18 protein-coding genes are annotated in these 23,119 nt (G+C 73.8%); 13 read left to right on the top strand and 5 right to left on the bottom strand.

Annotated elements, in window-relative coordinates:
- Nucleotides 1-116: 116 nt before the first annotated feature.
- Genes GA0115242_RS10230 through GA0115242_RS10220 form a run of 3 tightly spaced genes read right to left on the bottom strand, consistent with a single transcriptional unit; the run spans nt 117 to nt 2,977 of the window.
- A complete protein-coding gene (locus tag GA0115242_RS10230) occupies nt 117-1,451 on the bottom strand; it encodes a coenzyme F420-0:L-glutamate ligase (RefSeq protein ID WP_093826833.1) in 1,335 nt (444 codons plus the stop codon).
- 14 nt (nt 1,452-1,465) lie between these two features.
- Nucleotides 1,466-2,425, bottom strand: coding sequence for a 2-phospho-L-lactate transferase (gene cofD / locus GA0115242_RS10225; protein ID WP_093826823.1), 960 nt, complete (start codon nt 2,423-2,425; stop codon nt 1,466-1,468).
- Between the two features lie 33 nt (nt 2,426-2,458).
- Nucleotides 2,459-2,977, bottom strand: a complete 519-nt coding sequence (locus tag GA0115242_RS10220) for a cysteine dioxygenase (RefSeq protein WP_093826821.1) — start codon at nt 2,975-2,977, stop codon at nt 2,459-2,461.
- 692 nt (nt 2,978-3,669) lie between these two features.
- On the opposite strand from GA0115242_RS10220, the gene GA0115242_RS10210 reads away from it, so the two are divergent.
- The 3 genes from GA0115242_RS10210 to GA0115242_RS10200 all read left to right on the top strand — a co-directional run bounded on the left by GA0115242_RS10210 (nt 3,670) and on the right by GA0115242_RS10200 (nt 9,298).
- Nucleotides 3,670-3,933, top strand: a complete 264-nt coding sequence (locus GA0115242_RS10210; RefSeq protein ID WP_003975777.1) for a WhiB family transcriptional regulator — start codon at nt 3,670-3,672, stop codon at nt 3,931-3,933.
- Between the two features lie 215 nt (nt 3,934-4,148).
- Nucleotides 4,149-7,805, top strand: coding sequence for a glycosyltransferase family 2 protein (locus GA0115242_RS10205; RefSeq protein WP_093826819.1), 3,657 nt, complete (start codon nt 4,149-4,151; stop codon nt 7,803-7,805).
- The gene (locus GA0115242_RS10200) at nt 7,802-9,298 is read left to right on the top strand and encodes a DUF5719 family protein (protein ID WP_093826816.1); all 1,497 of its coding nucleotides are present in this window, start codon (nt 7,802-7,804) and stop codon (nt 9,296-9,298) included. The genes GA0115242_RS10205 and GA0115242_RS10200 overlap by 4 nt, the downstream gene beginning before the upstream one ends.
- 60 nt (nt 9,299-9,358) lie before the next feature.
- Here the strand turns inward: GA0115242_RS10200 and GA0115242_RS10195 are convergent, their stop codons facing one another.
- Nucleotides 9,359-9,808 carry a metallopeptidase family protein gene (locus GA0115242_RS10195; protein ID WP_093826814.1) on the bottom strand — a complete coding sequence of 150 codons (450 nt, stop codon included), beginning with the start codon at nt 9,806-9,808 and terminating at the stop codon, nt 9,359-9,361.
- Nucleotides 9,809-10,100: 292 nt separating this feature from the next.
- Here GA0115242_RS10195 and GA0115242_RS10190 point away from each other — a divergent pair, with 292 nt between their 5' ends.
- The 9 genes from GA0115242_RS10190 to GA0115242_RS10150 all read left to right on the top strand — a co-directional run bounded on the left by GA0115242_RS10190 (nt 10,101) and on the right by GA0115242_RS10150 (nt 20,708).
- Complete coding sequence (locus tag GA0115242_RS10190) at nt 10,101-10,520, top strand: DUF3499 domain-containing protein (protein ID WP_093826812.1); 420 nt, start codon at nt 10,101-10,103, stop codon at nt 10,518-10,520.
- Between the two features lie 191 nt (nt 10,521-10,711).
- On the top strand, nt 10,712-12,328 hold the full coding sequence (locus GA0115242_RS10185) for an L-lactate permease (RefSeq protein WP_093826810.1): 1,617 nt from the start codon (nt 10,712-10,714) through the stop codon (nt 12,326-12,328).
- A 104-nt stretch (nt 12,329-12,432) separates the two neighbouring features.
- Nucleotides 12,433-13,797, top strand: a complete 1,365-nt coding sequence (locus GA0115242_RS10180; RefSeq protein ID WP_093826808.1) for a phosphomannomutase/phosphoglucomutase — start codon at nt 12,433-12,435, stop codon at nt 13,795-13,797.
- Nucleotides 13,798-14,313: 516 nt separating this feature from the next.
- Nucleotides 14,314-14,484, top strand: coding sequence for a Trm112 family protein (locus tag GA0115242_RS10175; RefSeq protein ID WP_093826806.1), 171 nt, complete (start codon nt 14,314-14,316; stop codon nt 14,482-14,484).
- 64 nt (nt 14,485-14,548) lie between these two features.
- Nucleotides 14,549-15,691 (top strand): SIS domain-containing protein, encoded by a 1,143-nt coding sequence (locus tag GA0115242_RS10170; RefSeq protein ID WP_093826804.1) that lies wholly within the window; start codon nt 14,549-14,551, stop codon nt 15,689-15,691.
- Nucleotides 15,692-15,775: 84 nt separating this feature from the next.
- Nucleotides 15,776-16,924, top strand: a complete 1,149-nt coding sequence (gene manA, locus GA0115242_RS10165) for a mannose-6-phosphate isomerase, class I (RefSeq protein WP_093826803.1) — start codon at nt 15,776-15,778, stop codon at nt 16,922-16,924.
- 150 nt (nt 16,925-17,074) lie between these two features.
- Nucleotides 17,075-18,055: a cation diffusion facilitator family transporter gene (locus GA0115242_RS10160; protein ID WP_093826800.1), complete on the top strand. Its 981-nt coding sequence runs from the start codon at nt 17,075-17,077 to the stop codon at nt 18,053-18,055.
- Between the two features lie 285 nt (nt 18,056-18,340).
- Nucleotides 18,341-19,798, top strand: a complete 1,458-nt coding sequence (gene ahcY, locus GA0115242_RS10155; protein ID WP_093826798.1) for an adenosylhomocysteinase — start codon at nt 18,341-18,343, stop codon at nt 19,796-19,798.
- A gap of 295 nt (nt 19,799-20,093) precedes the next feature.
- Nucleotides 20,094-20,708, top strand: a complete 615-nt coding sequence (locus GA0115242_RS10150) for a hypothetical protein (protein ID WP_093826796.1) — start codon at nt 20,094-20,096, stop codon at nt 20,706-20,708.
- A 10-nt stretch (nt 20,709-20,718) separates the two neighbouring features.
- Here the strand turns inward: GA0115242_RS10150 and GA0115242_RS10145 are convergent, their stop codons facing one another.
- Nucleotides 20,719-21,705 (bottom strand): RDD family protein, encoded by a 987-nt coding sequence (locus GA0115242_RS10145; RefSeq protein ID WP_093826794.1) that lies wholly within the window; start codon nt 21,703-21,705, stop codon nt 20,719-20,721.
- 128 nt (nt 21,706-21,833) lie between these two features.
- On the opposite strand from GA0115242_RS10145, the gene GA0115242_RS10140 reads away from it, so the two are divergent.
- Nucleotides 21,834-22,841 (top strand): stage II sporulation protein M, encoded by a 1,008-nt coding sequence (locus GA0115242_RS10140; protein WP_093826791.1) that lies wholly within the window; start codon nt 21,834-21,836, stop codon nt 22,839-22,841.
- Nucleotides 22,842-23,119: the final 278 nt, after the last annotated feature.

Raw genomic sequence — 23,119 nt, 5'->3', positions numbered from 1 at the left:
CGCGTGCGCGGCGAAGAGGACGGAGAGGACGGAGGGGATGGAGAGGACGGAGGGGGCGGGGAGGGTGACGGGTGCGGGCGCCGGGACCGACCGGCCCCGGACACCGCGGCCTTCCCTCAGCGCACCTCGATGAAGTCCTCCGCGTCCCGGGCGGGACGGGACCGGGGCTCCTCCGCCGGGTGGCCCACGGCGACCGCGCCCATCGGGTCCCACTCCGCCGGGAGCCCCAGCACCTCTCGGACCACGTCCCGGCAGAACATCGTCGACGAGACCCACGCGGAGCCCAGCCGCTCCCCGGCCAGCGCGACCAGGAGGTTCTGCACCCCCGCGCCGGCCGCGACGACGAACATCTCCCGCTCGGCCGCGTCCCGGCGCGGGTCGCCGTAGTCGTGCGCGCCGTCCGTCACGAGGCAGGGCACCACCAGGTACGGCGCGGCCCGCAGCACCTCGCCGCGCCTGACCCGCTTCGCGATCGACTCCTCGGACTTCCCGTCCCGCCGCAGGTCGGCGATCCAGGCGTCCCGCATGGCGTCGAGCAGCCGGGTCCGCGCCCCCTCGGACTCCAGCAGCACGAACCGCCACGGCGTGGTGTGGTGCGGGGCGGGCGCGGTGACGGCCGCGGCGACCGCCCGCCGCACCGCCCCCGGGTCGACCGGCTGGTCGGTGAACGCCCGCACGGTACGGCGCTGGGTGACCGCGAGCCGGACCGCCTCGGAGGTGCCGAGCCGGAACATGTCGTCACGGGCGCCGCGCACCATGGGCGCCGCGCCCTCGTCGCCGTCCGCGCCGTCGCCGGCCACCACGTGGGGCAGTCCGCGGACCACGGCGACGGGCCGCCCGGTCGCCTTGCCCTTGACGAGGTCACCGGCGGCCGCCAGTTCGTCGGCGGTCGCCACCACCGTCGCGCTGAGCGGGTTGCCGTGCGCGTCGGTGCCGCCGCGCAGGTCGTCCAGGACGCGCACCCCGGCGGCGCCGATGGCGACGTCGGTGAGCCCCGAGCGCCAGGGCCGTCCGAAGGTGTCCGTCACCACGACCCCGACCCGGACGCCGAGCGCGTCGCGCAGTCCGGCGCGGATCGCGCGCGCGGAGGCGTCCGGGTCGACGGGCAGCAGCAGGATGGTCCCGGCGGGCGTGTTGGACGCGTCGACCCCGGCGGCGGCCATGATCAGCCCCTGCCGGTTCTCGACGATCCGCAGCGTCCCGCGCCGGGCCACGACCCGCACCGTCTCGGCGTCGATCGCGGCCTCCCGGTCGGCGGCCCGGACCGTCCGGCCCTCCGCCTTGGAGACGATCTTCGACGTGACGAGCACCACGTCCCCGTCGGCGAGGTCGGGCTCGGCGGCGGCGATCAGCTTGGCGAGGTCGTCGCCCCCGCGCACCTCGGGCATCCCGGCGGGCGCCCACACCCGGAACTCCCCGGGGCCGGTGTCCGCGCCGCCCGGCGCGCCCACCGCGTCCAGGCCGCTCACCGCGCCCGCACCTCCTCCGCGAGCGCCAGGGCCGCGCGGGCCATCTCCGCCGTCGCGTCCAGGTCCGTCATCATCAGCGGGACGGCACGGCAGCGGATGCCCGCGGCCTCGACCCGCTCGACCACGCCCGCGTCGACCGTGTCGACGAGCCAGCCGTCGAGCAGCCCCGAGCCGTAGTGCTCGGCGACCGCGGCGGCCGTCGACTCCACGCCGACCGCCGCGAGGACCTTGTCGGCCATCCCGCGCACGGGCGCGTCCCCGACGATGGGGGAGAGGCCGACCACCGGGACCCCGGCCTCGGCGATCGCCTCCCGCACGCCCGGCACGGCGAGGATGGTGCCGACCGAGACGACCGGGTTCGACGGCGGGAACAGGACGACGTCCGCCGCGGCGATGGCCTCCAGGACCCCCGGCGCGGGCTTGGACTGCTCGGCGCCGACCGGCACCACGGCCTCGGCCGGGACCGAGGCCCGCAGCCGCACCCAGTACTCCTGGAAGTGGACCGCCTTGCGCTCGCCGTCGACCTCGACGGCCACGTGCGTCTCCACCCGGTCGTCGGTCATCGGGATGAGCCGCACGCCCGGCTTCCAGCGGTCGCAGAGCGCCTCGGTGACCGCGCTCAGCGGAAAGCCCGCGGCGAGCATCTGGGTCCGCACGATGTGCGTCGCGAAGTCCCGGTCGCCGAGCCCGAACCAGCCCGGCCCCGCCCCGTACGCGGCCAGCTCCTCCTTGAGGTGGAACGTCTCGTCGGCCCGCCCCCAGCCCTGCTCCTCGTTGATGCCGCCGCCGAGGGTGTACATCACCGTGTCGAGGTCGGGACAGACCTTCAGCCCGAACAGGTGGATGTCGTCCCCGGTGTTGCCGATGACGGTGACGTCCGCGTCCGGCACGGCCCGCTTCAGACCGCGCAGGAAACGGGCACCGCCGATGCCGCCTGCCAGAACCACAATGCGCATGGGAGAAGTCTCGCAGGCGGGTACGACAACGCGTCAGGCAGTCACCGCGCCCGCCCCGGGCCGCGGCTCCGTCCCCGCCTCGCAGTACGGCGCGGAACGCATCGGCATCTCGGTGAGACCGGGGTGGTAGACGTGCAGGCTGACGGCGGGCTCCAGCGCGTCGTTGACCACCTCGTGCACGTATCCGGGCGCGAACACCCGCTGGGCGCCCGCCGCCAGCGCGCGCGTGCCGCGCGCGGTGCGCTCGGTGAGGGTGCCCTCCAGGACCGTCAGCACGCCGCAGGAGCGCCCGTGGTCGTGGCGGCCGCTGCCCTGGCCCGGCACCCAGGACAGCAGCCACACCTCGTAGCCGGGCCCGGTGCGCAGCCGGTGGTACCAGCGGGCGGACGCGTCGTAGCGCACCAGGTGCGCCCACCGGGAGCGGTCGGCGGCGAGCGAGCGGGCGAGGCCGACGAACTCGGCGACCGTCACCGGGTGCTCGCGCGGGGGCTGGAGGAGGTGGGGGACTTCGAGGATGTCGCCGGCGATCTGGAGGTCGTTGTCGCTGTTCATGGGGGTGGGGAGAGTCCTCGGCGGGAGAGTGGGGCTGGCTGGGTGTCGCGTACCGTCCGCCCGGGTCGCGAGCGGGAGGGGCGGGCCCTGGATGGGGCGGGGGAGCGGCAGCCGAGTCGGGATGGACTCAGGGGCAGCCGGAGCGCGGGTGGCTCAACAGCTGGAACGGCAACAACAGCTACGGCGAGCGTGGGCAGCACCGAGGGACCCGGCGGTGCGGGTCGAGGTGGGCGCCAAGTTCGCGAGCATGCCCACAAGGACAGCGGTTCACACCTTCACTGTCAACTCGACGCCCGAATTGTGGGACATGGTTCACCCCTTCCGGTTCTCCTGAAAGGTGAAAGGTTTGTGCACCGGGTTGCCGGGACACATGGCGCAGCACCGGGCGCGCCCGTCTCGTCATGAGGGGTGCGTCGGAACGGGATCGATCCCTTGGGCGTCTTTCCCCGTACCGGCCCACGCGGGCCGGGGACGGAGACGGAGGCCCCGACGGGCCTCGTCCGCGTGTCAAGGTTTATGCCGATTTGAACACTTACCGCATGGCCTTGGTTCCGCAGAGTGAATAAGGGGCCCAATAGCAGATCTCGGCTTGACTCGCCCGGAGCAGCACACTTGTAATTTCACTCGTGTCGTTCAGCCGGAACAGGTAACGGCCACATCACGGGGACGCGAAAGACGGACGAGGGGCGCACATGACCGAGCTGGTGCAGCAACTGCTGGTCGACGACGCGGACGAGGAACTCGGCTGGCAGGAGCGCGCACTGTGCGCCCAGACCGACCCCGAGTCCTTCTTCCCCGAGAAGGGCGGCTCCACCCGCGAGGCCAAGAAGGTCTGCCTCGCCTGCGAGGTCCGCTCCGAATGCCTCGAGTACGCGCTCGCCAACGACGAGCGGTTCGGCATCTGGGGCGGCCTCTCCGAGCGCGAGCGGCGCCGCCTCAAGAAGGCCGCCGTCTGACCGGACGGCACCCGACCTGCGCCGGGCGCGCGCCCGGCGAGGCGTCGGCGGACCAGCGGTGCACCGGGGCAACGGCCCGTCGCCAGTGGGTTGTCCACAGGCGGCGGGCCGCTGTCATGCCCAGCCGATAGTGTGGTCGCTCGTCCGAGACACCGCGCCGCTCCCAGCGGGTGCGAGAGTCCACCGCAGTCCATCGAACCGGGGCCCGTACCTCGATGTCCGTGCACAGCCATACGGCAGCCCAACACGACGCTGCCACTCCTGAGTTCCCGCGTCACGTGGTGACGGCGGTGCTCGTCACCCACGACGGCGCCCGCTGGCTGCCCGAGGCGCTGTCCGGGCTGCTCGGCCAGGACCGTCCCGTCCAGTCCGCGGTCGCCGCCGACACCGGCAGCGCCGACGCGTCCGCCCAGCTCGTCACCGAGGCGCTCGGCGCCGACCAGGTGCTGCACCTCGCCCGGCGCACCGGCTTCGGCCAGGCCGTCGAGGAGGCGAGCCGCACGGCACCCGTCCTCACCCCGGACGAACTGCCGTACCTGAAGCGGCCCAGCGGCTGGGACCCCGTCACCCGCAGCTGGCGCGACGACGCCTACGACATGCCCGAGTTCCCGCACGGCGAACCCGTCCAGTGGCTGTGGCTGCTGCACGACGACTGCGCGCCCGAACCGGACGCGCTCGCCCAACTGCTGCGCGTGGTCGACAACGAACTCGAACTCGGCCGGGACGACGTGGCCGTCGTCGGCCCCAAGCTCCGCGGCTGGTACGACCGCAGGCAGCTCCTGGAGGTCGGCGTCTCCATCGCCAACTCCGGCCGCCGCTGGACCGGTCTGGACCGCCGCGAGCAGGACCAGGGCCAGCACGACCACGTCCGCACCGTGCTCTCCGTCTCCACCGCGGGCATGCTGATCCGCCGTGACGTCTTCGAGCAGCTCGGCGGGTTCGACCGCCGCCTGCCGCTCATGCGCGACGACGTCGACCTCTGCTGGCGGGCCCATCTGGCGGGCCACCGCGTCCTGGTGGCCCCCGAGGCGGTCGTCCGGCACGCCGAGGCCGCCTCCCGCGAGCGCCGCGCCGTCGACTGCGTGGGCCGCACCGCCGCCTCGCCGCACAAGGTCGACAAGGCCGGTGCCGTCTACACCCTGCTGGTCAACGCGCGCACCGCGGTGCTGCCCTGGGTGCTGCTGCGCCTGGTCCTCGGCACCGTCCTGCGCACCCTCGCCTACCTCGTCGGCAAGGTGCCGGGACAGGCCCTGGACGAGATCCGCGGCCTGCTGGGCACCCTGCTGCGACCCGAGCGGATCATCGCCGGACGGCGCGGCCGGGGCAGCCCGCAGATCGACAAGGAGGAGCTGCGGGCGCTGTTCCCGCCGCCCGGGGCGACGATCAGGGCCACCGTCGAACAGGCCGCGGCCAGCTTCGTCGACCACTCCGACCCCGAGGTCACCTCCGGCGCCGGGCGGCACGGCGGCGGCATCGAGTCGGGCCCCGGCGGCGACGACGCCGACTTCCTGGAGATCGAGCAGTTCGCCCGCCTCAAGCGCATCGCCCGCAAGCCGGGCCCGATGCTCTTCCTGGTGCTGCTGCTGGTCTCGCTGGCCGCCTGCCGCTCCCTGCTCGGCACGGGCGCGCTCGCCGGCGGAGCCCTGCTGCCCGCCCCGGCCGACGCCTCCGAGCTGTGGTCCCACTACCTCGACGCCTGGCACCCGGTGGGCACCGGCGGCATCCCGTCGGCGCCGCCCTACCTCGCCGTCGTCGCGGCGCTCGCCACCCTGCTCTTCGGCTCGACCGGCCTCGCGATCACCGTGCTGCTGGTCTGCTCGGTGCCGCTGGCCGGTCTGACCGCCTACTTCGCCTCCCGCCCGCTCGTCGAGTCCCGCCTGCTGCGTGCCTGGGCGGCCGTCGTCTACGCCTTCCTGCCCGCCGCCACCGGCGCGCTGGCCGGAGGACGGCTCGGCACCGCCGTCCTGGCCGTGCTGCTGCCGCTGGCCGCCCGCGCGGGCGTCGCCGCGAGCGGCCTCGCGCACAGCTCGGGGGCGCGCGGAAGCTGGCGCGCGACCTGGGCGTACGCCCTGCTTCTGACGATCACCACGGCCTTCACGCCGATCGTGTGGCCCGTCGCGCTGCTGCTGGGCGTCGCCGTCCTGGCCGTGCGCCGCGCCGAGATCACCGCCTACGGCCTCCGCTTCCTGGCCCAGCTCGGCACCCCCCTGCTGGTCCTCGCGCCCTGGTCGCTGTCGCTGCTGCCGTTCGGCTTCTTCGGCGAGGCGGGCCTCGACTACGGCCCCTCCGCCGCCTCCGCCCTCGACCTCCTCGGCGCCAGCCCCGGCGGCCCCGGCACGGTCAGCGGCCTGATGCTCATCGGCATCGTGCTCGCCGCGCTCGCCGCCCTGCTGCGCTCCGAGCGGCAGTTCGGCATCTGGGCGTCCTGGACGGCCGCCCTGGTGGGCCTGGTCCTCGCGGTCCTGTCGAACGGCTCCACCTGGGCCGGTCCCGCCACCCTCGTCTACGGCCTCGCCCTGCTCTGCGCCGCCCTCCTGGGGGCCGACGGCGCCCGCTCGCGGGTCGCCGAGCAGAGCTTCGGCTGGCGCCAGCCGGTCGCCGCGCTGATCGCCTTCGCGGCCGCCGCGGGCCCGCTGCTGGTCGCCGCGGGCTGGATGATCCGCGGCGCCGACGGGCCCCTCGAACGCCAGGACCCGGTCCAGGTCCCCGCGTTCGTCGCCGAGGACACCGACACCCGGGACCAGGCGCGCACCCTGGTCCTCGACAGCGACTCCACCGCGCGCGTGGCCTACACCCTGGTCCGCGGCTCCGGCGCCCGCCTCGGCGACGCCGACCTCGCCGCGGCCGCGGGCGGCAACGCCGTCCTGGACAAGGTCGTCGCCAACCTGGTGGCGGGCTCCGGCGCCGACCAGTCCGACCAGCTCGGCAAGTTCGCCGTCCGGTACGTCCTCGTCCACAAGGGCACCCCGCGCCAGGTCTCCCGCGTCCTGGACGCCACGCCCGGTCTGAACCGGCTCAGCCAGCAGGGCGGCAGCGCCCTGTGGCGGGTCAAGCGTGAGGTGGCCCGCGCCACCATCACCCCGGCCTCCGGCACCGGCGAAGCGGTCGCCGTCGCCGCCCAGCGCGTCGAGATCCACACCAGGATCCCGGCCGGGGCGGACGGCCGCGTCCTGCGCCTCGCCGACACCGCGGCCGAGGGCTGGAACGCCACCCTGGACGGCAGGCCGCTCACCCGCACCACCGTCGACGGCTGGGCTCAGGGCTTCCGGCTGCCCGCCGCGGGCGGCCGCCTGGACGTCACCTACGACGCCCCGTTCACCCACACCGCCTGGATGTGGGCGCAGGGCCTGCTCGCCGTCGTCCTGGTCGTCCTGGCCCTGCCGGGCCGCCGTCGCGTCGTCGACGACGACCTCCCGGACGAGCCGGACGTCCCCGCGCAGGCCGAGGCGGGCGAGGGCCGCAGGGCGCGCCGTCTGCGCGCGCAGGCCGAGGAGGCCGACCAGTCCGACGCGCGGGACGAGCCGCAGCCCCCCGCGCAGGAGGACGCGCCCGCCGTCCCGCAGCAGCCGTCCTACGCCGAGTGGGACCAGAACCAGTACGCGGGCGCCGACTACGGCGGCTACGGCGGCCAGCAGTACGCGGGCGACCAGCAGCAGTACCCGGCGGGCGGCTACGACCAGACGTACCAGGCGGACCCCTACCAGGGCGGCCAGTACGACCCGTACGCCTACGACGGCTCCCAGGGGACGTACGAGCAGCAGCAGCCGTACGACCCCGCGTACGGGCAGCAGCAGGGCTACGACCCCCGCTACGACCGGTCGGGACAGCCGCACCCGAACAACCCTGAGCGCCCCGACGGGAGTCAGCAGTGAACCGCAGCACCCTCTCCCTGCTGGCCGGTACGGCCGCGCTCGCCGCGGTCGCCGGCTTCGCCTCGGTGTCCGAACCGGCCGCCGCCGCCAAGGAGTCCGAACAGGCCGCCGCCGTGCTGCCCGTGGAGCGCTCCAGCCTGCTCTGCCCGGCGCCGAGCACCTCGGACATCGCCGACACCTCGTTCACGTCGTTCACGCCCGTCACCAAGGGCACCGGGAACGAGGGCAAGGCCGAACTGGCCTCCGCCACCGCGGAGTCGGCGGACGGCAAGGGCGCCAAGGGCGGGAAGACGAAGGCGGGCAAGCCCGTCCTGACCCCCAAGGACCCCGGCACGCCCGCCACCGGCGACGTCTCCGGGAGCGACGCGCCCGCGCTGATCGGCACCGCCGAGGGCAAGTTCGCCCCCGGCTGGACGGTGCAGTCCACCGCGGAGGTCGCCGCGGGCACCGGACGCGGCCTCCTGGGCGTCAACTGCACGCCCCCGGACACCTCGTTCTGGTTCCCGGGCGCCAGCACCGACGCCGACCGCACCGACTACGTCCACCTCACCAACCCGGACGACTCCGCCGCCGTCGTCGACATCGAGCTGTTCGGCAAGGACGGCGCGATCGACTCGACGGTCGGCGAGAACCTCACCGTCCCGCCGCACTCCAGCGAGCCGATCCTGCTCTCCACGCTCACCGACGAGAAGCAGACCAACCTCACGGTGCACGTGAACGTCCGCAGCGGGCGGGTGGGCGCCGCCGTCCAGGCGCTCGACGCCAAGATCGGCGGCGACTGGCTGGCCGCGGCCACCGACCCGGCCCCCGGCCTGGTCCTGCCCGGCATCCCGAAGGACGCCACCGCGGTGCGGCTGATCGCCTTCGCGCCGGGCGACGCGGACGCCGACCTCACGGTCAAGCTCGCCTCCCCGACCGGCCTGATCACCCCCGCGGGCAACGGGGAACTGCACGTCAAGGCGGGCATGACGGCCGCGGCCGACCTCGGGGACATCACCCGCGGCGAGGCCGGTTCCCTGGTGCTCACGCAGACCGGCGGGTCCGTGCCGGTGGTGGCCGCGCTGCGCGTCGTGCGCGGCAAGGGCGCCTCCCAGGAGACGGCGTTCATCCCGGCGGTCGGCCCGGTCGGCACCCGCGCGACCTCCGCCGACAACAACGCGAAGGGCTCCACCCTGTCGATCACCGCGCCGCGCGCGGGCGCCCAGGTCAAGGTGACGGCGTCGGCGGGCAGCGGGGGCGGCTCGGCGGTGTCCAAGACGTTCACGATCAAGGGCGGCACCACCCAGGACGTCGCGGCCCCCACCCCGAGCGGCGGGAAGGGCAGCTACGCGCTGACCGTCGAGACGCTCTCCGGCGGCCCGGTGCACGCCGCGCGCACCCTCGCGGCGACGGAGGACGGCGTCCCGGGCTTCACGATCCAGACCCTGCCGGACGACCGGGGCACGGTGTCCGTGCCGAACGCGCGGCAGGACCTGTCGGTGCTCCAGAAGTGACCCGCCGCGACCGGCCGGGAGATCCGGCCGGTCGCGGGACGGCGGCGGCGACCGGGGAGGTCACTCCTCGCCGTAGCGCGGATCGACCGTCTCCGGGGTCAGTCCGAGCAGCTCGGCGACCTGCTCGACGACGACCTCGTGCACCAGCGCGGCCCGCTCGTCGCGGCCCTTCGTGCGGATCTCCACCGGCCGCCGGTACACGACCACGCGCGCGGGCTGCCCCTCGCGGGCCGCGATCGTGCCGCCCAGCGGTACCGCCTCGTCGTTCCAGGTGGTGCCGGGGCCGTCGAGGCGCGGTACCTCGAGGACCAGGAAATCGATGTCGGCGAGCTGCGGCCAGCGCCGCTCCAGCCGCTCCACGGAGTCCTGCACCAGGTCGGCGAACGCGTCGGCGCGGCTCGCGGCGAGCGGCACCTGAGGCGGTGCGATCGGGCCGCGCATGCCCCGGCCGTGGCGGTCACGGCGGCGGGGTCCTGGGCCTGTGGCTCGGGGCGGTACGGGGCTGTCCATCACCGCTGAAGCGTAGTCCCCGCCGGGGCCGCCCGCCCGCCCCCACGCTGCATCGGGACGGCGCCGTGAGCGGCCGGGACCGGCACCCGCGAGGAGATCGTTCCGGCCAAGGTCAGGCTCGATTTCGTATGCCGCAGGACCGTCACACGCGAGACAATTGGTGCGTTTGTACCGAGTGTTGATCGCGCGCGGGTCGCATGACACCCTGTCAGTGCGCGTCCGCGCAGGTCAGGTGGGTGTGCCGAAAGGGACGTGTGGGGCGTTTCGCAACACGACACGGTGGAGTGACCTGGTGGAGAGTCGTCGCGGCCCGTTCAAGAGTGCGGTACCGTCCAACGTCGTGAGCCCTGTACGTCGCTGTTCTCGCACCGCTTGCGGCCGTCCCGCCGTAGCGACGCTGACGTACGTCTACGCCGACTCGACCGCGGTCCTCGGCCCGCTCGCCACCTACGCCGAACCCCACTGCTACGACCTCTGCGCCGAGCACTCCGAGCGCCTCACCGCGCCGCGCGGCTGGGAGGTCGTCCGGCTCCTCGACAGCTCGGCACCGGCCCGCCCGAGCGGGGACGACCTGGAGGCGCTGGCCAACGCGGTGCGCGAGGCGGCCCGCCCGCAGGAGCGCCGGGCCCAGTCCGGCGGCGGCCGGGGGGCGGACCCGATGGAGGTCGCGCGCCGGGGGCATCTGCGCGTGCTGCGCTCCCCGGACAACTGACGCCCCTCCCCGCCGGCGGTCGCCGAACCCTTTCCTCGCGGTCCCGCCGCCGTTCTCGTCACGGCTCACGTCACGGTTCCCGTTCGTCGGTGCACGACCATTGACGCGTTCTTGTCGCGGACACGACCATTCCCTGAGCGGAATCGTGACATCGCCTTTCCGCATCATGGAACCGGACCGGGGAGGCGCCCGTGTACGTCCAGCACCTGGCACCCGTCGCCCACTCGCTGGGCCTCTCCGCCCTCGTCGCCGCGCTGCCCCTGGTGATCGTCCTGGTCCTGCTCGGCGGCCTCCGCGTGAAAGCCCATCTCGCGGGCCTCAGTGGCCTCCTGGCGGCCGTTCTGGTCGCCTGCCTCGCCTACCGCATGCCACTGGACCAGACCCTCTCCAGCGCCGTCCAGGGCGCCGTCTTCGGCCTCTTCCCCATCCTCTGGATCGTCGTCAACGCCCTGTGGGTGTACCGGATGACCGTCCGCACCCGCCACTTCGACGTCCTGCGCCGCTCCTTCGGACGCCTCTCCGACGACCCCCGCATCCAGGCGCTCGTCGTCGCCTTCTGCTTCGGCGCCCTCCTGGAGGCCCTCGCCGGGTTCGGCGCCCCCGTCGCGATCTGCTCGGTCATGCTCGTCGCCCTCGGCTTCGACCCGGTGCGCGCGGCCGTCGTCTCCCTGGTCGCCAACACCGCGCCGGTCGCCTTCGGCGCCATGGGCACCCCGGTCGTCACCCTCGCCCAGGTGACCGGGCTGCCCCTGGACACCGTCGCCTCCGTGGTGGGCCGTCAGACCCCGCTGCTGGCCCTGGTGGTGCCCCTCGTCCTGGTCGGCCTGGTGGACGGTCGGCGCGGACTGCGCGAGACCTGGGTGCCCGCGCTCGTGTGCGGAGTCGCCTTCGCCGCCGCCCAGTTCGCCGCCTCCAACTACCTCTCCGCCCAACTCGCCGACATCGCCGCCTCCCTGGTGGGCGCGGCCGCCCTGGTCGCCGTCCCGCACACGCGCGTGCCCGCCACCGAGGAGGTCCGCGCCTCCGTGCTCACCGGCACCCGCAGCGAGGAACTGGACGAGCGCGACCCGCGCCCCGAAGTGCTGCGCGCCTACGCCCCGTACGCGCTCATCGTGGCGGTCTTCTCCCTCGCCCAGATCCCCGCCGTGAAGGACACGCTGGCCCGCGCCACCCGCACCTTCGACTGGCCCTTCCTCGACGTCGTGGACGCCCACGGCGACCGGGTCGGCGGCAACGTCTTCAGCTGGCCGGTCGTCTCCACCGGCGGCACCCTGGTGCTGATCGCCGGGGTGGGCGCGGCCGCCGTGCTCGGCGTGCACGCACGCGTGGCGCTCACCGAATGGCTGGCCACCGTGCGCGAGTTGAGGTTCGCGATCCTCACCGTCACCTCCGTGCTCGCCCTCGCCTACGTCATGAACCTCTCCGGACAGGCCGCGACCATCGGCTACTTCGTGGCCGCCGCCGGTGCCGGACTCGCCTTCCTCTCCCCGGTGCTCGGCTGGTTCGGCGTGGCCGTCTCCGGCTCCGACACCTCCGCCAACGCCCTGTTCGGCGCCCTCCAGGTGACCGCCGCCCGCGAGTCCGGCCTGTCGCCCGCGCTCCTCGCCGCCGCCAACAGCAGCGGCGGCGTCCTCGGCAAGATGATCTCCCCGCAGAACCTCACCATCGCCTGCGCGGCCGTCGGCCTGGCCGGACGCGAGGGGGACGTGCTGCGCAAGGTGCTGCCGTGGAGCGTGGGCCTGCTGCTGGTGATGTGCCTGATCGTGGTCGGCCAGAGCACCCCGGTGCTCGGCTGGATGCTGCCCTGAGCCGCCGCGCGCCGACCCTGTGAGCGCGCCGGGCCTCCGCACAGCGCACGGCCATCCGGGCCGGGTAGTTTGAGGCGACCCACAGGACGTAGGAAGGGCTGGCCGTGGCTGCTGATCTCACGCAGATCGTGAAGGCGTACGACGTGCGCGGGGTCGTCCCCGACCAGTGGGACGAGCCCCTCGCCGCACTGTTCGGGGCGGCCTTCGTCGAGGTCACCGGCGCCTCCGCGATCGTCACCGGGCACGACATGCGGCCCTCGTCGCCCGGTCTGTCACGCGCCTTCGCGCGCGGGGCCGCCGCCCGGGGCGCCGACGTCACCGAGATCGGCCTCTGCTCCACCGACCAGCTCTACTACGCCTCCGGCGCGCTCGACCTGCCCGGCGCGATGTTCACCGCCTCGCACAACCCCGCCCGCTACAACGGCATCAAGATGTGCCGGGCGGGCGCCGCGCCGGTCGGCCAGGACACCGGCCTGGTCCAGATCCGCGAACTCGCCGAGCGGTGGAGCGACACGGGCGCCCCCGAACCCGCCGCGACCGCGGGAACCATCGGCCACCGGGACACGTTGGAGGACTACGCGGCCCACCTCCGCTCGCTCGTGGACCTGACCTCCGTCCGCCACCTGAAGGTCGTGGTCGACGCGGGCAACGGCATGGGCGGCCACACCGTCCCCACCGTCTTCGCCGGCCTCCCGCTGACCGTCGTCCCGATGTACTTCGAGCTGGACGGCACCTTCCCCAACCACGAGGCCAACCCGCTCGACCCGGCCAACATCGTCGACCTCCAGCGGCGCGTCCGCGAGGAGGGCGCCGACCTCGGCATCGCCTTCGACGGCGACGCGGACCGCTGCTTCGTCGTCGACGAACACGGCGACCCCGTCTCCCCGTCGGCCGTCACCGCCCTGGTGGCCGCCCGCGAACTCGCCCGCAACGGCGGCCACGGCGTGGTCATCCACAACCTGATCACCTCCTGGTCGGTCCCCGAGGTGGTGAAGGAGCACGGCGGCACCCCCGTCCGCACCCGCGTCGGCCACTCCTTCATCAAGGCCGAGATGGCCCGCGCGGGCGCCATCTTCGGCGGCGAGCACTCCGCGCACTACTACTTCAAGGACTTCTGGAACGCCGACACCGGCATGCTCGCCGCGCTGCACGTCCTCGCGGCCCTCGGCGGCCAGGACGGCCCGCTCTCGGCCCTCGTCGCCGAGTACGACCGCTACGTCGGCTCCGGCGAGATCAACTCCACCGTCGACGACCAGACCGGCCGCCTCGCCGCGATCAAGGCCGCCTACCAGGGCGCCGACGGCGTCATCCTCGACGAACTCGACGGCCTCACCGTCTCCGCCGCCGACTGGTGGTTCAACGTCCGCCCCTCCAACACCGAACCCCTCCTCCGCCTGAACGCCGAGGCCCGGGACGAGGCGACGATGACCAGGGTGCGCGACGAGGCACTGGCCCTCATCCGCGGCTGACGCGAGGGGAGCGGCCGGCGCGGCTGACGCGCGGGGGTCGGCAGGCCCGGCTGCCCGACCCCGGCGGGGCCGGGCGCGGCTGACCGGCATGGGTGGACCTGATGTGGGTGACCGCCTCGTGGGAGTCGGCGCGGCTGATCGGCCCGGCCGAATGCCTCTGCCGGACCCGGCGCGACGACTCCGGGCCCCGGCGGCAAGGCATGCTCGGCTGCTGGGGGGCTTCCCGGCGGTCGGGGCGGATCGCTGGCTGCTTCCCGGCGCCAGGCGGGTCTCCGCCCCGGGGTCGCTTTCTAGCGCCTTGGTGGGTTCCTGCTGCGGCAGCGCCCCTGCCTGCTCGGTGGGTCCCCGCCGTGGCAGCGTCCCGGCGCTCGGGCGGGCCCCGGGGCAGCAGGCAGCAGGCACCCCGGCGGGCCCCCGTCGCCGTCCGCCGGGCACACCCTCCCTCGACCCGCCCGCGGCCCCCTCGCGGCGGTACCCTGACCAGGCACATCCGCCCCAGCTCCGAAGGGAAGAACCATGCCGCTCGAAGCCGGCCTCCTGGAGATCCTCGCCTGCCCCGCGTGCCACGCGCCGCTCAGGGAGGAAGACACCGAGCTGATCTGCACCGGCCAGGACTGCGGCCTCGCGTACCCCGTGCGCGACGGCATCCCGGTCCTCCTGGTCGACGAGGCCCGCCGCCCGGCGTGACCGCGCCCGGCCCGCCGTCCCGCACGACCCGCCCCGCCCGCACGGCGCCCGGAGGCTGCCGCACATGCTCGACGAATCGCTGCTCGACACCCCCGAGGCGCTCTCGGCGGCCGACCGCCGCGGCCTGCTGCGCGGCGCCGCCGAGGCCGGCGCCCGGGTCCGCACCGCCGCCCGCAACGCCGTCGAGGCCGGTATCTCCGCCCTCGAACCGGAGGGCCGCCCCCGCGCCGTCCTGATCGCGGGCCCCGGCGCCGCCGCCACCTGCGTCGCCGACCTGCTCGGCACCCTCGCGGGCGCGGGCAGCCCCGTCATCCGCCTCGCCCCCACCGGCGTCGCCCCGGCCGCGGGCGCCCTGCGCTGGGAGCTGCCGGGCTGGGCGGGCTCCGTCGACCTGCTGCTCATCGCCACCCCCGACGGCTCCGAACCGGGCCTCTCCCTGCTCGCCGACGCCGCCTACCGGCGCGGCTGCTCCGTCGTCGCCGTCGCCCCCGGCCGCACCCCCCTCAGCGAGTCCGTCGCGGGCGCCCACGGCCTCTTCGTGCCGATGGCGACCGCCCCCTACGAGCAGGAGGACGGCGAGGACGCCACCGAGGTCACCGCCTCCGCCCCCGGCGTCCTGTGGGCGCTGCTCACCCCGCTGCTCGCCCTCCTGGACCGCACCGGCGTGCTCACCGCGCCGCCGGACGCCCTGGACGCGGTCGCCGACCGCCTCGACGAGGTCGCCGAACGCTGCGGCCCGGCCGTCGCGACGTACAGCAACCCCGCCAAGACGCTCGCCGCCGAACTCGCCGAATCGCTGCCCGTGGTCTGGACCGAGGGCGTCTCCGCCGGACCCGCGGGCCGCCGCTTCGCCGCCTCCCTCGCCGAACTCTCCGGCACCCCCGCGGTCGTCGCCGAACTCCCCGAGGCCCTCGTCGCCCACAGCACCCTGCTGGCCGGACGGCTCGCCGCGGGCGCCGACCCGGACGACTTCTTCCGCGACCGCGTCGAGCAGGCCCCCGCGCTGCACGCACGCGTGGTGCTCCTGCGCGACCGTCCCACCGGCGGCCTCACCGCCGCCCCCGCCGCCCGTGACCTGGCCCTCAGCCACGACACGCCGATCAGCGAGCTGGAGCCGCAGCCCGGCGGCGAGCTGGAGACCCTCGCCGAACTGATCGCCATCACCGATTTCGCCGCCGTTTACCTGGCGCTCGCCTCCGGGGCCTGATCTTGACGGCGACGCCCTGACCACCGTACGAACGGCAGAACGCGTCACCCGCAGCCCCGCCCCGAGAACGGCAGAGAGAACCGCATGGACCGCCTCGACAACACCGTCCGCCCCTACGCCTGGGGTTCCACCACCGCCCTTCCCGCGCTGCTCGGCACCGAGCCCAGCGGCGAACCGCAGGCGGAGATGTGGATGGGCGCCCACCCCGGCGCCCCCTCGCGCACCGGACGCGGCACCCTCGTCGAGGTCATCGACGCCGACCCGGAGCGGGAACTCGGCCCCGCCGCCGCGAAGTTCGGCCCCCGGCTGCCCTTCCTGCTCAAGCTCCTCGCCGCCGGAGCCCCGCTCTCCCTCCAGGTCCACCCCGACCTGGAGCAGGCCAGGGCGGGCTACGCCGACGAGGAACGGCGCGGCATCCCGGCCGACGCCCCGCACCGCAACTACAAGGACGCCAACCACAAGCCCGAACTCATCTGCGCGCTCACCGAGTTCGACGGCCTCTGCGGCTTCCGCGACCCCGCCGCGACCGCCGACCTGCTGGCCGGGCTCGGAGTCGACTCCCTCAAGCCGTACGTCGACCTGCTGCGCGCCCACCCCGAGGACGCCGCCCTGCGCGAGGTCCTCACCGCGGTCCTCACCGCCGACCCCGACGAGATGCGCCGCACCGTCACCGAGACGGCGGCCGCCTGCGCCCGCCTCGGCGGCGACTACGCCCCCTACGCGGACATCGCCCACCACTACCCGGGCGACCCCGGCGTCATCGCCGCGCTGCTCCTCAACCACGTCCGGCTCCAGCCGGGCGAGGCCCTGTTCCTCGGCGCGGGCATCCCGCACGCCTACCTCAACGGCCTCGGCGTCGAGATCATGGCCAACTCCGACAACGTGCTGCGCTGCGGACTGACCCCCAAGCACGTCGACGTCCCCGAACTCCTGCGCGTCGTCCGCTTCGAGGCCGGTGACGCGGGTGTGCTGCGCCCCGAGGCGACCCCGGACGGCGAGGAGGTCTACGCGACCCCGATCGACGAGTTCCGGCTCTCCCGGTTCGTCCTGCCCGAGGGCGCCGCGGCCCACGACCTCACGCTCGGCACCCCGCAGATCCTGCTCTGCACCGGCGGCACCGTCCGCGCGGGCGAGCACGAACTGACGCCCGGACAGTCCGTGTTCGTCCCGGCGGGGGAGCGGGCCGAGGTCTCCGGCGCGGGCACCGTCTTCCGCGCCACCGTGGTCGTCTGATCGGTTGATCGCACCGGGGTTGTGGACACCGACGCACCACCGCCCGGCCGGACTGCAAGAATGGCCCACCGGCAAAGGCCGGGCAAAGCGCCAGGACGGCCGGAAGACCTGGCCGTCGGGCGTACGAGGGTGAAGGGACAACGCGGACACATGAGCGCGTCAGGCGGCACCAGGGCGATCATGGCGGCACTCGGCGCCAACCTCGCGATCGCGGTATCGAAGTTCGTGGCGTTCGCGTTCAGCGGCTCGTCGTCGATGCTCGCCGAGGGGGTCCACTCGGTCGCCGACTCGGGCAACCAGTTCCTGCTCCTGGTCGGCGGCAAGAAGGCCCAGCGCGAGGCCACCCCGCAACACCCCTTCGGCTACGGCCGCGAGCGCTACATCTACGCCTTCCTCGTCTCCATCGTCCTCTTCTCCGTCGGCGGCATGTTCGCCGTCTACGAGGGCTACGAGAAGATCAAGCACCCGCACGAGATCGAGCACTGGTACTGGCCGGTCGGCGTGCTCCTCTTCGCGATCATCGCCGAGGGCTTCTCCTTCCGCACCGCCATCAAGGAGTCCAACCAGCTCCGCGGCAGCCTCTCCTGGTCCCAGTTCATCCGCCGCGCCAAGGCGCCCGAGCTGCCCGTCGTCCTCCTGGAGGACTTCGGCGCCCTCATCGGCCTGGTCCTCGCCCTCGGCGGCGTCGGTCTCGCCCTCCTCACCGGCGACGGCGTCTGGGACGGCATCGGCACCCTCCTCATCGGTGTCCTCCTCGTCCTGATCGCCCTCGTCCTCGCCGCCGAGACCAAGTCCCTGCTCCTCGGCGAGGCCGCGGGCACCGAGGAGGTCAGGAAGATCGAGGCCGCCGTCGTCGACGGCGACACGGTCACCGGCGTCATCCACATGCGCACCCTGCACCTCGGCCCCGAGGAACTCCTGGTCGCCGCGAAGATCGCCGTCCAGCACGACGACACCGCCGCCGAGGTCGCCGCCGCGATCAACGCCGCCGAGGCCCGCATCCGCGCCTCCGTCCCGATCGCCCGCGTCATCTACCTGGAACCGGACATCTACAGCGAGGCCGAGGCCGCCAAGGGCGCCGACCGCGAGGCCACCCCCGGCGGCCCGGACGCCCACCCCGCCGGGCACTGACCTCCCGGCCCCGCCGCCGCCCCGTCCGTTGTCCTGATCACGGCACCGGATCGGAGGCGGACTGGGGGCGCCCGCCGTGCCCGGTGTAGCTTGGGACGGAGCCAGACGTCGCTGCTGATGGCGGTCGGGCGGTCCCACCGGGGACCGGCCGAGGGAGAGAGGGCCTCCGACGGACTGCGCTGCGCGTACGCGGGCATGCCTGTGCCCTCCTTCGGGCACCCCTGTGCCCGCCGCCGCGCAGACCAGCCGTACCCACCTCGCCCCAACCCCGAGGAGCAGCTCCCCATGACGACTGTCGACAGCCGACAGGACTTCAAGGTCGCCGACCTCTCCCTGGCCGCCTTCGGCCGCAAGGAGATCACCCTCGCCGAGCACGAGATGCCCGGCCTGATGGCGATCCGCAAGGAGTACGCCGAGACGCAGCCCCTGGCCGGCGCCCGCGTCACCGGCTCCCTGCACATGACGGTGCAGACCGCCGTTCTCATCGAGACCCTGGTCGCCCTCGGCGCTCAGGTCCGCTGGGCGTCCTGCAACATCTTCTCCACCCAGGACCACGCGGCCGCCGCCATCGCCGTCGGCCCCGAGGGCACCCCCGAGGACCCCAAGGGCGTCCCGGTCTTCGCCTGGAAGGGCGAGACGCTCGACGAGTACTGGTGGTGCACCGAGCAGGCGCTGACCTGGCCGGACAGCCCCACCGGCGGCCCGAACATGATCCTGGACGACGGCGGCGACGCCACCCTCCTGGTCCACCAGGGCGTCCAGTTCGAGAAGGACGGCAAGGTCCCCTCGCCGGACACCGCCGAGTCCGACGAGCACCGCGTCATCCTCGAACTCCTCAACCGCACCATCACCGACGGCTCGCAGAAGTGGACCCAGCTGGCGTCCGAGATCCGCGGCGTCACCGAGGAGACCACCACCGGCGTCCACCGCCTCTACGAGATGCACCGCGAGGGCTCGCTGCTCTTCCCGGCGATCAACGTCAACGACGCCGTCACCAAGTCGAAGTTCGACAACAAGTACGGCTGTCGCCACTCCCTGATCGACGGCATCAACCGCGCCACCGACGTCCTCATCGGCGGCAAGACCGCCGTCGTCTGCGGCTACGGCGACGTCGGCAAGGGCTGCGCGGAGTCCCTGCGCGGCCAGGGCGCCCGCGTCATCGTCACCGAGATCGACCCGATCTGCGCCCTCCAGGCGGCGATGGACGGCTACCAGGTCACGACCCTCGACGAGGTCGTCGACAAGGCCGACATCTTCGTCACCACGACGGGCAACAAGGACATCATCATGGCCTCGGACATGGCCAAGATGAAGCACCAGGCGATCGTCGGCAACATCGGCCACTTCGACAACGAGATCGACATGGCCGGTCTCGCCAAGATCCCCGGCATCGTCAAGGACGAGGTCAAGCCGCAGGTCCACACCTGGACCTTCGCCGACGGCAAGGTGATCATCGTCCTGTCCGAGGGCCGCCTGCTGAACCTGGGCAACGCCACCGGCCACCCGTCGTTCGTGATGTCCAACTCGTTCGCGGACCAGACCCTGGCCCAGATCGAGCTGTTCACCAAGCCCGACGCCTACCCGACCGACGTCTACGTGCTGCCCAAGCACCTCGACGAGAAGGTCGCCCGGCTGCACCTCGCCTCGCTCGGCGTGAAGCTGACGACCCTCCGCCCGGAGCAGGCGTCGTACATCGGCGTCGAGGTCGACGGCCCGTACAAGTCGGACCACTACCGCTACTGACCGGACCGGGGGCGGGTCGGTTCGGACCGGCCCGCTTCGGACGGCGCCGGTTCCGACCGGCGGTCAGGTGCCGACGGCGCCGACGAGCGCCCGCGGCGCTCCCGGGCCGTCCCGGCACCTGACCCCACGAGCGGGCGTGCGGCCCCGGGACCTCCCGTACCGGCAGGCCCGTGCGCGTCCTCGACAGTCCCGGGTCAGGCCCCCGCACCCCCGTGCCGGGGGCCTGACTCCCGGACCGCCGCCCGTCACCGACCGGCCGCCGCGGCGGACCACCCCGTCAAGACCCAGGACCCCCATGCCCCGCGGCCGTTATTCGCTCCACGATCCGCACGATCACACCCCCCTGGCGGACGAGCACTTCCACTGCGCCCCCGGCCCTTCCGGCTGGCGCTACGTATCCCAACTGACCACCCCCACAGGCGATCACCGCGGCTCCGTCGACCTCGCCCTCGACGAACTGGGCCGCCCCATCCGGCTCGAACTGCACGCCGCGAGCTGGCAGGTGCGCGGCGCCGCCCTCGACGGCGTCACCTGGGTCCGCACCGACCCCGCGGGCACCGAGGCCACCGAAGGCACCGTGCGCGCCCACGCCTTCACCGGCACATCCCCCGCGTTCCTCGTCGCCACCGCACGTCTGCTGCGCCTCACCCCCTCCGCCTCCGCCACCCGCGTACGCCTGGTCGCCTTCACCGACCCCGTCCTGGCGCCCCGCACCGTGGACCAGTCCTGGGCCTTGGTGAACAGCGAAGCACACGCCACTGACAACGGCCCGCTGACCGTGGACGAATACCAGGTCACAGCCCTGGACACCGGCGAGCGGCACACCGTCCACCTCGCCGGTGACGTGGTGCTCGCGGCGCCGGGCGTCGAGCTGGAGGACCTGGAGACACCGCCGTCGGCCTTCGCCTGACGGCCCCCGTCTACGCGGGCGGCGCGAAACCGGTGGACCTGCCGGGACCGGCCTCGGTCGCGGGCGGCGCCGGGGGCGCGGCGACGGGGTGTCCGACCGGAGCCTGCTGCGGCGCGGGACCCGAGCCGGGGGTCCAGGAGGCCGGGGGAGCGTAGGCCGGAGCCACCGCGGGGACGGCGGGCGCGGGGGACTGACGGGGGGCGCCGTACGGAGGCGTCGCACCGACCGGTCCACCCGGCGCCGCGGGACCGTTCGCGAACGTCCGCCGCACCTCGCGCGCCTGCCGCTCCTGGAGCACGGCCGCCAGATACGCGGCCGGCTGGACGTCGGACGGGACGGGCGTGCCGGTGCGGGCGACCAGGTCGGCGGCGAGCCGCTCCGCCATGCCCCGGCCGACCTGCGGGTCGAGCTGGTGCATCCGCGTCAGGTACTGGCGCACGGCGAGCCAGAGCCCGTCCGGGACGGCCGACAGGTCGAGGCCAGAGAAGCGCCCGGCGAGCCAGGGCGGGGGCGGCGGCAGGAACCCGGCGGGCGCGACCGGCACCCGCTCCCGGACCACGAGGGTCCCCGCGAAGACGTCCCCGAGCCGCCGCCCGCGCGCCGAGACCAGGGAGGCGACACAGGCGACGACGCCGAACGTCATCAGGATCTCCACCACGCCGATGCCGCCCCGGACCAGCGCGTGCCGGAACCGGATCGGTCCGCCGTCGTCCCGTACGACGCGCAGCCCGCACGCCATCTTGCCGAGCGACCGCCCGTGGGTGAGGGTCTCGACGGCGATCGGCGCCCCCACCAGGATCAGCACGAAGCCCGCGATCGTCACGGCGGTCTGCGCCGCCTCGTCCAGCGACGAGGTGGCGGCGAACAGGCCGATGCTCAGGATGATGTACACGACCACGGCGAGGGTCAGGTCGAGCACGACCGCGAGCCCCCTGCTGGGCAGCTTCGCCGGGCGCAGCTCCAGAGCCACCGCCTCGCCCGTCACCAGCTCACTCACGTCATGGTCCTTCCCCTGGGCCGCCCCGAGAACGGCCAGTCTGCCAAGCTGAGGACACATTGTGCGTCAGTAAGACAAGCTGGCAGCAGAGATGGGCCCCGACGAGCAGCCGAGGAGCAGGCAGACCGATGGACCTCGACGTATTCGTCACCGCCCACCGGGCCGAGTGGGACCGGCTCGAAACGCTCCTCGGGCGGCAACGCCGGCTCAACGGGGCGGAGGCGGACGAGCTCGTCATCCTCTACCAGCGCACGGCCACCCATCTCTCGCTGATCCAGTCCAGCGCCCCCGACCCGCAGCTGACCGGACGCCTCAGCCGCCTCGTGGCCCGCGCGCGCAACGCGGTGACGGGTACCCGGCGGGCCTCCTGGCGGGACGTGACCCGCTTCCTCACCGAGGGATTCCCGGCCGCCGTCTACCGCTCGCGCCGCTGGTGGATCCCGACCGCGCTGCTGTCGACCCTGGTCGCGGCGCTCCTGGGGTGGTGGATCGGCACCCACCCGGAGGTCCAGGCGGGCATCGCCGCCCCGAGCGAGCTGCGCGCGCTCACCCGCCCCGGCGGCCAGTACGAGACGTACTACTCCAGCCATCCCGCGACCTCCTTCGCCGCCCAGGTCTGGACGAACAACGCCTGGGCGGCGGCCCAGTGCCTGATCCTGGGGGTCTTCCTCGGCCTCCCCGTCCTCTGGGTGCTCTTCCAGAACATGCTCAACCTCGGCATCGGCTTCGGCCTGATGTCCTCGGCCGGCCGCCTCGACACCTTCCTCGGCCTGGTGCTCCCGCACGGCCTGCTGGAGCTGACCGCGGTCTTCGTCGCCGCGGGTACCGGGCTCCGTCTCGGCTGGACGCTCATCGACCCAGGCCCGCGCACCCGGCGCACGGCTCTCGCCGAGGAGGGCCGAGCCGCCGTCGGCATGGCCATCGGACTGGCCCTGGTCCTCTTCGTCTCCGGTGCGATCGAGGGCTTCGTGACCCCGTCAGGCCTGCCGACCTGGGCCCGGATCGGCATCGGGGTGGTGGCCGAGGCCGCCTTCCTCGGCTACGTCTTCGTCCTGGGCGGCCGAGCGGTCCGCGCGGGCGGAACGGGCGACGTCGACGCCTCGGAACGGAGCGCCTCGGTGCCCCTGGCCGCCTGATGTGCAGACGGCCCTCCCGAGCTGTTAGTCTCTTGTTCGCCTCAGGAGGTCCGTTGACACGGAGCGATCGGGGCGGTAGATTCGAACAGTTGCCTAGAACTGGGTCTCCCGGTCGGCGACGGTGAGTATCTGACAGCTTCTCAGCACATCGGTGAACGTCGATGCCACAGAAGCTCCCGATGAATCGGAAAACAAGTTGCCGGTCAGACCGGCGCGGAACTTCTGATAAAGTCGGAACCGCCGGAAAGGGAAAGCGCGGAAGCGAAAACCCTAAAAGG

Origin of the sequence: Streptomyces sp. SolWspMP-5a-2 (assembly GCF_900091845.1) — a bacterium.
Taxonomy (GTDB): Bacteria; Actinomycetota; Actinomycetes; order Streptomycetales; family Streptomycetaceae; genus Streptomyces; species Streptomyces doudnae.
This window is presented reverse-complemented; position numbering and strand designations above follow the sequence as displayed.